The sequence below is a fragment of the Ekhidna sp. genome (assembly GCF_965221965.1).
Taxonomy (GTDB): Bacteria; Bacteroidota; Bacteroidia; order Cytophagales; family Cyclobacteriaceae; genus Ekhidna.
Window position 1 is genome coordinate 2,925,827 of the sequence record NZ_OZ244926.1, and the last position, 13,392, is coordinate 2,939,218.

Below are 13,392 nucleotides of genomic sequence, written 5' to 3' on the forward strand. Positions count from 1 at the left end.
AATATTGCAGCAAATGTAGAGGAAGGAAAAAGCTACGAATTGGATAAATCCGAACCCGATCAAAATGAAATGAAGTGATCGTTGATGATGCCAGGTTGTAGTAAGAGATCGGAAGGCGTCTTCCCGCTAATTTGTCTCGATTGACGAATCAGATGAGATTGGTCGTAAAAATCAGCTTCATAAGCTATCGAAGTAAGAGGCTTTTCGGGCTGATTTTTTTGAATAGAAATAAAGTGGTTGTATCTGACCATATTGCTAAACTGCTTGGGACCAATCCCTACGTAGTGTTTAAATCCTTTTTCAAGAGAGCGGCTTGAAACACCTGTATAATGCTCAAGTGAAGAGATTTTCATGGCTCCATTCACCTTCAAAATTTTATTTATTGCAGCATCTACGTATTTGAATGTACCGGAATGAGCTATTCCGCTGATTTTTTTGAACAGTACTTTCTCAAATCGGTGAAAGGTTTTTTCTGCAGATTCAGAGATGCAGGAACATAATTCATTGCAAGAGGATATATCTGAGAAAGGAATTGGATAGTCGGTACTAAGTGAAGCCTCAAAATCATATAGCAATGCCTGAGTATGAGGATAAAATCGGATGCCGTAAATGATGGCTCCAGATTGAAACTTTTGTTTATAACTATGGCTATTCTGTCCGGCAAAATAAATAGTTGGATTCTTCACCCAGCTATTTTTATGTCTTCGGTATGAGGAGGCATTTATCTCAAAAATAATCTCGTGATGAAGATCAGGTATTATTTCTTCGATGTATGGATCCTTAATATTTTCCGCAACGATCAGACACCAAAAGGATTTAATAATGCCTTTTAATGTTTCAGGATGATATGTTTTAATAGAAATCAATACACTCCACTTATTACCAACAATGTAACAAAATAGAAATTAATCCTCCACGATTGCTTCTTACTTACAATTCCCGCCACATCAAATAATGCATGATCCCACATTCGTCAAACTGATCACCTTTGGTCTGGAAGCCAAATTTTAAGTAAAGCGGTACCGCGGGTAGCTGGGCATGCATGTAGAGGTAGGTTCCTTTATCGGCTTTTTCTGAGATGTCATCCAATACAGCTTTTACTATGGCGGTACCTAGTCCTTTGCCTCGCCATGTTTTTTTAGCAGTAAATCGTTCCAGTTTGATGCCTCTATCTGTGTATCTCCAGCGGGCGGAACCGATCGGGTTATCGTTTTCATCTAGTGCCACAAAGTGGTGTGATTCTTCTTCAAATTCGTCAAACTCCTCTGCAGCTGCCACCTGTTGCTCCACCACAAATACTTCTTCACGAATGGTGAAAGCTTTCTTTTTCAACTCTTCACTTGTTGCCGGAACTACTCTGAAGGTCATATTTATCGTAGGCTTTTATGATTGCTTTTACCAGTTTATGTCTCACCACGTCCCGATCATCCAGTTTCACGAAACCGATCCCCTTCACATCTTTCAATACCTGCATGGTTTCAATCAGACCCGAAATCTGCTTTTTAGGCAAATCTATCTGTGATTGATCACCGGTAATGATCACCTTCGATTGAGGTCCCATCCGTGTCAAAAACATTTTGATCTGCATGGGCGTGGTATTCTGTGCTTCATCTAACAATACATAGGCATCATTAAGGGTTCGCCCACGCATGTAGGCCAGTGGTGCAATTTCCACAACCCCATTTTCCTGGTAATATCTTAGTTTCTCTGCAGGGATCATGTCCCGAAGCGCATCGTAAATAGGACGCAGGTAAGGATCAATTTTTTCTTTCAAGTCACCCGGAAGAAACCCAAGGTTTTCACCGGCCTCAACAGCCGGACGGGTGATGATGATCTTTTTTACTTCCTTGTTTTTAAGTGCTCTCACTGCCAACGCAACAGAAATGTAGGTTTTACCCGTACCTGCCGGACCGATGGCAAACACCAGGTCATTTTGCTCCACTGCAGATACCAGCTTTTTCTGATTGACAGTTTTGGGTGTTATCTTAAAGCCCCGGGTGCCATGTACCAGTGCTTCTGAGTTTTTATCTGCCTCAATCGTATTTTCCTCATTGTCCACAAAATCTTTTACGTTTTCCTCGGTCACTTTGCCGTATTCGTGATAATGTGCCAGAAGCGAATTGAGGATCTCATTGATTTTAAGGATTTGGGGTGCAGATCCTTTGATTCGAATCTCATTACCACGGCTGACAATTTTGCTGTCAGGAAAGGCCGAAGCAATGGTTTTGATGTTTTGATTTTCAATCCCCAGAAAGTCTACCAGGGAAACGTTTTCAAGTGTAATTATTTTTTCCAGCAATCGATTTTTCTGTTAATCCTTCAAAGGTAAATGACGAATGGAACACCATACTTTATTACCTGTCAAATAGCATCTTTTTTTGTGATAAACCCTAAGGTTTTTAAACCTCACTGTGTGAGTAAAATATATAGCTTTGTGACAACAAATGTAAGCTGAATTCCCTCAAATGGCGTTAATCACCTTCATGTCTGATTTCGGGACGGTAGACCACTATGTGGCTGCAGTGAAGGCCGCTATTGTGTCTGAATCGCCCAATCAACCTGTCACTGACATTACCCATGACATCCGTCCGTTTGACATCTCACATGCTGCCAATGTGCTTCGTAATGTATACAAGGATTTTCCAACGAAAACGGTTCATATCGTAGCAGTAGACGCGATGCGTGAAAAGTCCAGAGCGATGGCTGTTGAAATTGATGGGCACCTATTTGTTGGCTTTGATTCAGGTATATTTAGCCTACTTTCAGATAAAAAGCCGGACGCAATGGCCGTATTAGAAAATGGCCAGTCTACCTTCCCGGCGAAGGATGTGTTGGCTAAGGTGGCATTAAAACTGGCAAATGGGAAATCGCTAAAAGATGTAGGTGAGTTGGTGGATCAAATGACGGAGCTCTATGCTCGGCAGCTGAAAGTGACCAAACGGGAAATCGCCGGGCATGTGGTAACGGTTGATCACTATGGAAACTTGATCACCAACATCAATAAGACGGAATTCGAAAAGATTTTAGAAATCAACGGAGCAGGTGTAAGATATGCGATACGATTTGGGCGTGAACAGTTTCAAAACCTGCATGGCTACTTTAGTGACGTAGAGTCCGGTGACTGCTATGTGATGTTCAATTCTTCCGGGCAGCTTCAGATTGGAATTAATAAAGGAAATGCTTCTGAGCTGTTAGGTTTGTCTATAGACTCCCCTGTACTCATTGAATTTGCAAACGGATAATTATGCTGCTACGAATAGTACGAATGGATTTTGATCCAAAGAAAGTGAATGACTTTCTTGAATTGTTCGAAAACGTTAAAGAAAAGATCGTCAACTTTCCTGGCTGCAATCACCTGGAGCTGTGCAAGGACGCTAAGTTGGATCATGTCTACTACACGTTCAGCAAGTGGGAAAGTGAGGGTGATCTGGAAAAATACAGGCACTCAGAACTATTTGAAGATACCTGGGCGAAAACGAAGGTTCTGTTTGGAGGTAAGCCGCTGGCTTATTCGCTTGATCCACAATAAAAATCCCCTGCTCGACCAAAAGCAGGGGAACCAAAACCTAAATGACAGAGCCAGTTAGTTGACTCGCGACCAGTTAGATGTTTTTAATCTCTTTTTATTGAGCTAAGTCCGTTGCTGTCAGATGACACGCGGGCATCTCCTCGATAGCGAATACTGCTGGCACCAGATGCATCCGCCTCCAGCTCATTTTTTACATAAACTTTAGCAGTCGAAGCTCCCGAAGCTGTGATGTCTGCATCCTCCACGATAAAGTTGAACCCATCTAATTCGGAAGCCCCTGTCAAGTCAGCTTTCAGGTCATCCCCATTGCCAATAAGGGTCAATTCGGAAGCGCCGGTAAGGTCAACCTGTAAATAGCCAACATTTACGTCTGCCCACACATCAGATGCTCCTTCGATATCAAACGTCATTTCCGTACCGGAAAAGTCCCGGATCTCCCCCACACAAGCACCGGTAGCCCGAAGGTATTCGAGCTCTGGCATCCTAATGAATACTTTGATTTTATCCCTTCGCTTTCGGTTCTTCCACCAGTCAGTATTCCTTCCGTACCTGATTTCCAATTCATCTCCTGTCTGGCTTAGATAAACTTCGTCCAACTCGTCATCATCACCTTCCAGCCTTACAGAATACTCATCTCCTCTGGTGATTTCAAAGTCGAAAAGTGAGATCAGCTCCACTTCATCAAAATCAGTAAACTGATACTCCTGACTATCTCCACCAATTGAGCTTCGATTATAGGATGAGCTTTCCCGATCTTCCTCTTTGCAGGTCAGACACTTCAATCCACTTTCATCAAATACCCATTCATTGTTGCCTAAATCGCCGGCATCATATCCGTGAATCCACAGCGTATTTCTAAGAATATCTCTAAGATCATAGTCCATTTTGAAGACCTTGCCATACGGGATATAAAAGGTAGCAGAAACATCCTGGAACCTAAATGGTGCATCTCCGAAAGTGATTTCAGAATCGAAGTAAATCACATTCCCATCCTGAGTAACTATATAGTCAACTGCGTCACCATTTTCCCTTGCGTTATCGCGGGAGTAACCTCTTGAGTCGAATTCCATTTCAAGCAAGAATGCTGTGGAATCTTCATGACCTCTAATTTTAAGATCAACACTGTGATATGAATTCCAGTCAAGATCATTGAGCTTTAGCTCTGCGATTCCATCGCTTACCGTAAAAGTCTTCTCTTCCTTAAAAGTGCTCTCAACACTGTAATCACGTATGATAGTAGGCACTGCTATTGCAAGACCAATCAGTCCGAGCAACCAGAGTCCAAACATTCCCCAGGCAACAAAGGCATTTGTTACTTTCTTCTTTACAATGATCACCAGACCTAGAAGAAGCAATGCCAGTGATGGAACTACCGATGTGATATAAGCTGAGACAATGGCTACAGTACTCATGGAGCTGAACAATTCTCGAGCCGGGAAGTCTCCAAAGTGAACCCAGGATTCCATTGCTCCGCCAACGCCCAATAGTGTGGCGAGTGAAATCGTGAAGGCTACCATTAAAACAAATCCAAGAAACACAAGGAATACACCTACAGCTACACGGAGAACCTCTACCCCCACCTTCAAAAGTGGGCCTAAGATTTCTCCCAGTGCTTTGAAAATCATAGCTATCAAACGGAATGGGAAAAGTAGAATTTTTACGAAAACGCTCTCTTCTCCTTCTTTCACATTCAGGCTTCTTTTCACATTTTCCTCAATGTTGGAAATAGTGACAGGCTCTCCCTGCATCTGCATTTTCTCAGTAATGGATTTAGCCTCTGGTGTTATGATCCACATAATCAGGTAAACCAATAAGCCGGCTCCACCTAAGAAGATAGAAACAACAAATATTACTCGAATAACGACCGGGTCTGTTCCAAAGTAAGAAGCTATGCCACCTGCAACTCCTCCTAACACGCGATCATCGGTGCTTCTGAATAGCTTTTTGACAGCTTTGTCATCTTCCAGTTTATCACTACCAGGTACTGCAATCCATAAAATGATGTAGGCAAGGAAAGTAAATCCACTCAAGCCCCAGAAGAATATATTGAAAAGGAAAGCAAGCATTAATAGTCGTACCCAGATTGGGTCGATACCAAAATAATTGGCAATTCCTGCTGCTACTCCTCCTATGACTTTTCTCTTGTTATCACGATAAAGACGCCTCGCTTTTTCGTAAGAACTTTTAGGCTCCTCCTGCTTTTCTTCTTCGGCCTGCTCCTGCTTCTCCTCAGCCTTTTCAGCTTTCTCATCTGGATCAGGGGTAATCGATTCCTCAAAATCCTTTGTGGTGCCCATTGTGGCAATCAGGTCATTCACATCTTCTTTGGTGATGATTTGTTTGCCTTCATCCAGCTTTGAAAGAAATATTTCGGCAATTCTGCCTTCTATATCGTCAATAATTTCCTTGCTATCCTCAAAAGAAGAAAAGTACTTATTGACCGAATCGAGGTAATTTTTCAGTTTATCATATCCATCCTCTTCGATGTGGAATATGATGCCGCCAATGTTGATACTTATATTCTTTTTCATTTCTTCTTCGTGTTTTTATTCGCGATGATTTTTTTTGTGGATCCAACCAGTTCTGTCCAGGTCTGATCTAAACCTTCGAGGAATTTTTCTCCATCTTTGGTTAGGGTATAATACTTACGTGGAGGTCCTGATTTTGATTCTACCCACTTGTAATCTGCCAATCCGGCTTTTCTTAGTCGGGTAAGCAGTGGGTAAAGGGTTCCTTCCACCACCATTATTTTTGCGGAAGTAAGTTCTTCCAATAAGTCGGAAGCATAAACCTCTCCTCTGGAGATAATGTGCAAGATGCAGAACTCCAGTATCCCTTTTCTCATCTGAACTTGTGTGTTTTCAATATTCATTTGTTGCTCTCATTTCAAGTCAAACTTTTCATTATGCATGGATAGGTTTTCAGTGCTATATACGTAAAGGTACTTTGCATGGCCAAGTACTAGACGAAAAAATCTACTTAAGGTTATATTTTCTTTAAATTATTATATGATTTCTTTAAATAGTTATGAATAATTATAATATTACCCTTTGTCGTTTATAAGCCAATATTCACCGAATGAGGTTCATATCAATCGGGACGCTATCACTAAATTGCCATTGATTCGAATCTATATGAGGTATTTGCTAGCTGGTATTTTGTGTACACTTGGAAGTGTGAGTCTGGCCCAAAACGAAGGGGATTCCAGAGACAATACACCGAAGTACAGCAATGAATTCATGAACATAGGTGTGAGTGCCCGTTCATTCGCCTTGGGGTTTACCGGTGTTTCATTTATAGACGATGTAACAGCAGGTTACTGGAATCCTGCGGGTTTGAATAGAATGGCTAACACACATGAGTTGGCGCTAATGCATTCATCGTATTTCGGAGGACTGGCAAATTATGATTACGTTGGGTTTGCTACCTCAGTGGATGAGGAAAGTAAGATTGCCATTTCTATTATCCGATTTGCGGTAGATGATATTCCTGATACACGCTTCCTTGTAGATGTCAATGGCTCTATCAACTACGATAATATTGAATTCTTTTCCTCAGCAGATTATGGGTTCCTTGTATCCTATGCCAGAAAACTCCCTTTTTTAGGAGGACTAGACGCGGGTGGAAATTTGAAAATTATCCACAGAACCGTCGGCAATTTCTCAAAAGCTTGGGGCTTTGGGTTTGATTTTGGTGCCCAAAAACAAATCAATCAGTGGAAACTTGGCTTAGTAGCCAGAGATATGCTCGGCACGTTTAATGCCTGGTCGCACAATTCAGCTGAGGTTGAGGAAATCTATGCACTAACAGGAAATGATGTACCAGTCAATTCAGTTGAAATAACGCTTCCCAGGCTAATCATTGGGGGATCCAGGAATTTTAAAATCACTGAACAATTTGGAGCTATGGCCTCAGTGGATCTGGATATGACCTTTGATGGAAAAAGGAATACTCTTATTCGGACCAGCTTATTATCCATAGATCCAAAAGCCGGTGTTGAGTTTGATTATAAAAAGCTGGCCTTTTTGCGATTCGGAGTTAATCAGTTTCAAAAAATCAAAGATTTCGATGGTTCCACATCATGGACTTTTCAGCCCAATCTAGGTGTAGGAGTAAACATTAAGGAACTCACTATCGACTATGCGCTTACTGATATTGGGGATTTAGCACCTGGACTTTTTTCTCATGTTTTTTCAATAAAAGTGGATTTCAATGTGGAGAAATAAGCTCATACCGATTTTGCTTTTATGCGCATTCACATCCTTTGGACAGGTTGGAAATGAATGGATTGACTTTACTCAATCATACTACAAGTTGAAAATAGGCAAGGATGGTTTTTATCGGATCACCCAGGAGGAACTCCAGGCCATTGGTTTTCCTATTTCCAGTGTACCCGCCAGTCGAATACAGCTCTTTAGAAGAGGACAGGAGGTTGCTTTGAATGTAAATACAAATGGTGATGGCACGTTGAATTATTTTGAGTTCTATGGTCAAAAGAACAATGGAGAAAGTGATTCTCCTCTTTACGATGCAGGAGACCAGCCACACAAGTTTTACAACCTTTTCTCAGATACTGCCAGCTACTTCCTCACCTACAAACTGGGAAGTGAGAATGGCAAACGAATGACTTTTTCATCGGACAAGAACACCACCGGACTGTCAGTTGAACCTTATCACATCAAAGACACAATACAGCTCTTCACCACTAATTATGCCGCCGGAGTTAGGTTTGGCTCAGGGTCGGCTTTTAGTCTGAGTAAATACGACAATGGCGAAGGTTGGACAGGAGGTTTTCAGTCGAAAAATGTATTAAAAGACTTCAATTTCAATCTGGAAAACTATGAATCATCCGGGGTTAATCCTGTGCTGGAAACTGTCTTTATAGGTGGCAACAGCCTCTTGCATAACGTAGAAATAAGTATCGGCCCAAATACAAGTTCACTAGGTGTGATGGCCAATGTAGAATGGGACGGCTGGGGCAAGGAGTTCTTTTCAGGATCTGTAGCTAGTTCAAGTATTGGTGCGGGAGGTGAATTTGTGGCAAGAGTCACCCCCATTGGAGAAGCAGGGGTTGCTGAACGTATCTCAGTGGCATTCATGCAACTGAAATATCCGCAAACTATTCAAATGGCAGCCAATGAAAACAAGGTATTCACCCTATCAAATCCATCAAGTGCCAAAGCCTGGTTGCAAATTGGAACAACAAATGCCTCAGGCACCAGGATTTTTGAAATTTCAGACCCTTTCAATGCGGTAAGATTAGCCACTACCAATTTTTCAGACCGAGTAGAAGTAGTAGTTCCAGGTACTTTCCCGGGACAAAAAGTTTTAGCCGTAACAGCCCCACTTTCTGTTCCAACCATTGAGCCGGTAAGTCTGCCAAATTATAATTTATCCAATAAGGATTATCTAATTGTAACTCACCCCGATCTAAGAAAATCGGGTGACCCAGTTAAGGATTACGAGGTATATAGGGAGTCTACAGCCGGAGGTTCATTCAATGTTCAAATTGGAAATATCACAGACCTTTTCAATCTATATAGCTATGGAGATCCGTCTCCTTTAGCCATTCGAAATTTCATTATTGATGCTAACAACCAGAACCCTGTCGAGAATGTATTTATTATCGGAAAAGGCTTCACCCTCAACTACGATTACTATAGAGGTGTTCAGGCGGATGTAAACGTTCCAACTTACGGTTTGCCAGGAGGTGATCTTATGTACACCTTGGGAATCAATTCAGACCCACAACTCCCTGGAATCCCGATTGGGCGACTAAATGCACTCACCACTGCTGATGTCACTGCTTATCTGAATAAAATTATAGAGATGGAAGCTCTTCCGTTTGATGAATTATTTCGAAAGGATTTTCTTCAATTAAGTGGTGGGATCAATCAGTTCGAGATTTCGAATTTCATTGACGTTGTGCAGGAATTCACTGATGTACTGGAAGAGGATTATATCGGAGGGCGAGCATTTAATACTGGGAAAGAGACCAGTGATGCCGTTGAATATGTAGATGTTACTGACAGGATCAATCAAGGCGTGGGATATGTAACATTTTTTGGGCATTCAAGTGGTACAGTTACAGATATTGAAATTGGAAGAGTGAGTGATCCTGCCTTTGGTTTCTCAAATAAAGGCAAGTATCCGATTTTCCTGGTGAATGGGTGTAAGGCCGGCGAAATCTTTGGCACTAATTTCACATTTGGTGAGGACTGGCTTCTTACACCGGATTTAGGAGCTGTTGGCTTCATCGCTCATACTGATGTTGCGATCGCCACGACACTGGAAAGATGGAGTGACCTCTTCTATGAGCTGGGGTTTGGAGATGATACATTTATTGGTGAGTCTGTTGGTACTGTCATGCTGGAGGTTTCCAATAGGTATCTCAGTCAATATGGTAATAGCAATACCAACCTCACTCAAATACATCAGATGACGCTTCAGGGAGATCCTGCCTATCGTGTGTTCGGGGCAGACTATCCTGACTATCATATCGATAATAACTCTCTAACTGCTTCTGCCATAGATGCACAAGAAATTCTCTCCACCCAGGATTCGTTCAAAATTGATGTTATCGTGAAAAACTTTGGGCGAACAACACTGGATTCGCTCATTTTACAGGTTAATCGTACCTATCCTGACGGAGGCCAGGAGGTTTACACCAAGGAGTTTTTACGGCCATTGAGGCAAGACACCCTTGCTTTCTACATTCCTATGGAGCCTACACAGAATAATGATGGATTAAATTTATTTACTGTGCTTCTGGATCCTCAAAATACTACTCAGGAGCTAAACGAAACAAATAATTCTGCCACACTGGAGGTTTCAATATTTAGTGGTAGCACAGCAAACCTCTATCCGATTGATAACGGAACACAATCGAGTAATGAGGTAGAGTTTGTTTGGCAGTCAAGCAATTTACTTGAGGATAATCGTTCTTACGATCTAGAAATAGACACTCAGCCGGATTTTAACGGACCAAACAATCGGCAGTTTAGTGTTTCTGGTGAAGTGCTCATTGCCCAGTCATTTGACTTCTCTGCTTTCTCCCTACTCGATTCTTCCACCATATATTGGAGAACCAGATTCTCAAACCCTGAACCGGACGAAACCAATGAATGGGTTGAGTCTTCTTTCACTTTAGTAAACAATATTGGTGAGGGGTGGGGACAATACGATCCTGAGCAAATAGAAAAGGCTGTCGTTACAGGAGTCCAATATAATCAATTAACCAACTTGTGGGAGTTTATAGAATCCACCACCTCAATAGACATATTTACTTTCGGAGTAGATAACGCTACCTATTCCTATGATGATTTGGAAGCGATCATTGGTGGGCTCAATTTCTTTGTTACTTCAAATACCATTGATCCGGTTTGCGAGACAAACACCTTTAACGCGATTGCATTTGACAAAGAAAGTGGTGACCCTTATCGGCCGATTGAAACCACAGAAATTGACGTTTTTAATCGGGAAGTATGTGGTCGGCTTCCTCAGCGTATTTACCAATTTAGAGAGCAGGATATGAATGATCCTGATAGTCGTTTTCAGGTTTTGGTAAATAATATGCGAGACGGTGACCCTATAATTATGTTCAACATTGGTAATGTGGATTACTCAAACTGGGATGCAGGAGTTGAGACCACACTCAACTCATTAGGAGTGGACAATGCCACGATTGGCTCATTAGTTGATGGGCAGCCAGTCATATTCTTAGGGCGAAAGGGTGACACGCCGGGTACGGCTATCATGGTCACCAACAATGGATCTGCCACCCCCGTGCGAGAACAAAGCATAGAGCTGCTGGATGATGTAGAAGGAAAGTTTATAAGTGGTGAAATAAGAAGCAGACGAATCGGACCGGCCAGGAGCTGGGATGAGTTTTCGTATAATATCGCGGAAGAAGTAAACGACAACATTATGATCGATGTGTATGGTGTCGATCCAAATGGCAACCTGACAAGCCTGGAGTCTCGGGCAAGGGCAGAATCTATCAATATTGCCGGGACAGACGCTATTCTGTACCCTCAACTGGAACTCTCATTCTCCTTTGAGGATGAAGCAGATCAAACCCCTTCGCAGCTCAATTTTTGGGAGGTTAACTACGAATATCCTCCAGAAGGAATTCTGCTGCCAAACGGTAAGTCAATCACATCCGTTTTAGAGGGCGCAGAAATCACACGTGATTTCTTTTTCTATAACACATCTGGACTGCCATTCACAGACTCCCTGACCGTGATGACAACCCTGATCAACCAACAAACAGGTGGAATTGAAGAGTCTAGCTTTAAAATCGGTCCACCCAATTCCGGAGATACCACCTTCTTTTCAGTTGAATTCCCGTCATTTAATATGGATGGGTTGAATAGTTTGGTTGTGGAGGTGATGGCGAATGAAAATGAAGCGTACGAGTTTAATAACAGACTAACATTGACAAATTTAATAGAAGTACAAGCGGATGAAACCAACCCGGTACTGGATGTCACATTTGATGGATATCACATTTTGGATGGTGATATTGTATCACCCAACCCAAACATTGTTGTGAAAATGCGGGACGATAATCCTTTTGTAAACAAGACGGACACTACTGGAATAAATCTTTCCCTTCGTCTTCCCGGAGAGACCAGTCAGTTTCAGCGAGTCAACTTCTCCGATCCTCGATTGTCTTATACCCCTGCCAGTGAAAATCAGGATTTTCAAATTGAATATCAACCCGGTCCATTGGGAGATGGGGCACACGCCCTACGCATCCAGGCAGAGGATGAAGCCGGAAATGAAGCCGGAACCGAGCCATACGAGATCAATTTTGAAGTTATTAACGAATCTACTGTCACTCACTTTTATCCATACCCGAATCCCTTTTCGACAAGTTGCCGCTTTGTTTTCACGTTAACCGGAAGTGAAATACCCGATCAAATTAAAATTCAAATCATGACGGTCTCCGGAAGAGTGGTTCGAGAGATCACCCAAGATGAGATTGGTCCTATTCGAATTGGAAATAACATCACGAGCTATGCATGGGATGGCAGGGATGAATTTGGTGATCAATTAGCCAATGGGGTGTATTTCTATAAAGTTTTTATCAACTCAAATGGAAATGCAGTGGAACGAAGATCTACAAGTGCTGACCGGGCGTTTAAACACGGATTCGGCAAACTATATATCTTGCGTTAATCCATGATTAATCACCTAAGAAACATCCAATCATTCTATCTATCTTATCTGTGCCTGTTTGGGATAGCGGTGATTTCTTTATTTTATCAAAGTCATGGGGATTTTGTAATTCTGCTTAATGAACTCCATAATCCGATCTGGGACTTTTTCTTCAAATACTGGACTCATACCGGAAGCACTTATTTTTTCATAGCCGTCATTTTTCTTCTCATTTTCCTAAGAAGAAGATATGGTTTCGTTCTTTCAATAGTTGGAATCACAGTGATTCTGGTTTCTTCTTTTTTCAAGTTTGTTCTTTTTCCTGATGTGCCCAGACCTTCCATCTTTTTCGAAGGGCATAAAATCCTGGCATTAGTAGATGGGGTGCAAATGCTGGATTTGAACTCCTTTCCATCCGGTCATTCCATAGCAGCATTTGCGCTTGGGACATTCATTTCTCTTATGCTCCAAAAAAACAGCTATTCCTTGATGCTTCTTGTGATGGCCAGCCTCACTGCACTATCTCGGGTTTACCTGGCACAGCATTTTTTGATAGATATTATGGCAGGATCACTGATCGGAATAATAATCGCAACCGCCTACTACATCGGATTTGAGAGATACCTGAACAAAGAGATCATCACAGAAACAAATCCTGATCGTGATTTAGAGCAGTTAGACTTAAATGATGAAGGGTAGCC

At 41.9% G+C, this 13,392-nt stretch carries 10 protein-coding genes; 5 read left to right on the top strand and 5 right to left on the bottom strand.

Annotated features, from left to right (window positions below; genetic code table 11):
* Nucleotides 1–59 precede the first annotated feature (59 nt).
* The 3 genes from ACOQON_RS13745 to ACOQON_RS13755 all read right to left on the bottom strand — a co-directional run bounded on the left by ACOQON_RS13745 (nucleotide 60) and on the right by ACOQON_RS13755 (nucleotide 2,299).
* Nucleotides 60–866, bottom strand: coding sequence for a DUF6597 domain-containing transcriptional factor (locus ACOQON_RS13745; protein ID WP_420575991.1), 807 nt, complete (start codon nucleotides 864–866; stop codon nucleotides 60–62).
* Between the two features lie 64 nt (nucleotides 867–930).
* Entirely contained in the window at nucleotides 931–1,368 is a 438-nt protein-coding gene (locus tag ACOQON_RS13750; RefSeq protein ID WP_420575992.1) for a GNAT family N-acetyltransferase, read from the bottom strand.
* Nucleotides 1,337–2,299, bottom strand: coding sequence for a PhoH family protein (locus tag ACOQON_RS13755; protein ID WP_420575993.1), 963 nt, complete (start codon nucleotides 2,297–2,299; stop codon nucleotides 1,337–1,339). Before ACOQON_RS13755 ends, ACOQON_RS13750 begins: the two co-directional genes overlap by 32 nt.
* Before the next feature lie 166 nt (nucleotides 2,300–2,465).
* On the opposite strand from ACOQON_RS13755, the gene ACOQON_RS13760 reads away from it, so the two are divergent.
* Both ACOQON_RS13760 and ACOQON_RS13765 read left to right on the top strand, forming a co-directional pair.
* Complete coding sequence (locus ACOQON_RS13760; RefSeq protein ID WP_420575994.1) at nucleotides 2,466–3,242, top strand: SAM hydrolase/SAM-dependent halogenase family protein; 777 nt, start codon at nucleotides 2,466–2,468, stop codon at nucleotides 3,240–3,242.
* A gap of 2 nt (nucleotides 3,243–3,244) precedes the next feature.
* Nucleotides 3,245–3,529: a putative quinol monooxygenase gene (locus ACOQON_RS13765; protein ID WP_420575995.1), complete on the top strand. Its 285-nt coding sequence runs from the start codon at nucleotides 3,245–3,247 to the stop codon at nucleotides 3,527–3,529.
* Between the two features lie 83 nt (nucleotides 3,530–3,612).
* Here ACOQON_RS13765 and ACOQON_RS13770 read toward each other — a convergent pair whose 3' ends face one another.
* Together ACOQON_RS13770 and ACOQON_RS13775 are read right to left on the bottom strand one after the other, a co-directional pair.
* Nucleotides 3,613–6,060: a PspC domain-containing protein gene (locus tag ACOQON_RS13770; protein WP_420575996.1), complete on the bottom strand. Its 2,448-nt coding sequence runs from the start codon at nucleotides 6,058–6,060 to the stop codon at nucleotides 3,613–3,615.
* Complete coding sequence (locus ACOQON_RS13775) at nucleotides 6,057–6,401, bottom strand: PadR family transcriptional regulator (protein ID WP_420575997.1); 345 nt, start codon at nucleotides 6,399–6,401, stop codon at nucleotides 6,057–6,059. The genes ACOQON_RS13770 and ACOQON_RS13775 overlap by 4 nt, the downstream gene beginning before the upstream one ends.
* Nucleotides 6,402–6,663: 262 nt before the next feature.
* On the opposite strand from ACOQON_RS13775, the gene ACOQON_RS13780 reads away from it, so the two are divergent.
* Genes ACOQON_RS13780 through ACOQON_RS13790 form a run of 3 tightly spaced genes read left to right on the top strand, consistent with a single transcriptional unit; the run spans nucleotide 6,664 to nucleotide 13,390 of the window.
* Nucleotides 6,664–7,755: a PorV/PorQ family protein gene (locus tag ACOQON_RS13780; protein ID WP_420575998.1), complete on the top strand. Its 1,092-nt coding sequence runs from the start codon at nucleotides 6,664–6,666 to the stop codon at nucleotides 7,753–7,755.
* The gene (locus ACOQON_RS13785) at nucleotides 7,742–12,712 is read left to right on the top strand and encodes a C25 family cysteine peptidase (RefSeq protein WP_420575999.1); all 4,971 of its coding nucleotides are present in this window, start codon (nucleotides 7,742–7,744) and stop codon (nucleotides 12,710–12,712) included. Before ACOQON_RS13780 ends, ACOQON_RS13785 begins: the two co-directional genes overlap by 14 nt.
* Nucleotides 12,713–12,715: 3 nt before the next feature.
* Nucleotides 12,716–13,390, top strand: coding sequence for a phosphatase PAP2 family protein (locus tag ACOQON_RS13790; protein ID WP_420576000.1), 675 nt, complete (start codon nucleotides 12,716–12,718; stop codon nucleotides 13,388–13,390).
* Nucleotides 13,391–13,392 lie beyond the last annotated feature (2 nt).

What these genes read in the sequence shown, in the direction of transcription:
- ACOQON_RS13750 (WP_420575992.1), bottom strand. Translation starts at nt 1,368, where the DNA reads ATGACCTTCAGAGTAGTTCCGGCAACAAGTGAAGAGTTGAAAAAGAAA.
- ACOQON_RS13760 (WP_420575994.1), top strand. Translation starts at nt 2,466, where the DNA reads ATGGCGTTAATCACCTTCATGTCTGATTTCGGGACGGTAGACCACTAT.
- ACOQON_RS13765 (WP_420575995.1), top strand. Translation starts at nt 3,245, where the DNA reads ATGCTGCTACGAATAGTACGAATGGATTTTGATCCAAAGAAAGTGAAT.
- ACOQON_RS13770 (WP_420575996.1), bottom strand. Translation starts at nt 6,060, where the DNA reads ATGAAAAAGAATATAAGTATCAACATTGGCGGCATCATATTCCACATC.
- ACOQON_RS13775 (WP_420575997.1), bottom strand. Translation starts at nt 6,401, where the DNA reads ATGAATATTGAAAACACACAAGTTCAGATGAGAAAAGGGATACTGGAG.
- ACOQON_RS13780 (WP_420575998.1), top strand. Translation starts at nt 6,664, where the DNA reads ATGAGGTATTTGCTAGCTGGTATTTTGTGTACACTTGGAAGTGTGAGT.
- ACOQON_RS13785 (WP_420575999.1), top strand. Translation starts at nt 7,742, where the DNA reads ATGTGGAGAAATAAGCTCATACCGATTTTGCTTTTATGCGCATTCACA.
- ACOQON_RS13790 (WP_420576000.1), top strand. Translation starts at nt 12,716, where the DNA reads ATGATTAATCACCTAAGAAACATCCAATCATTCTATCTATCTTATCTG.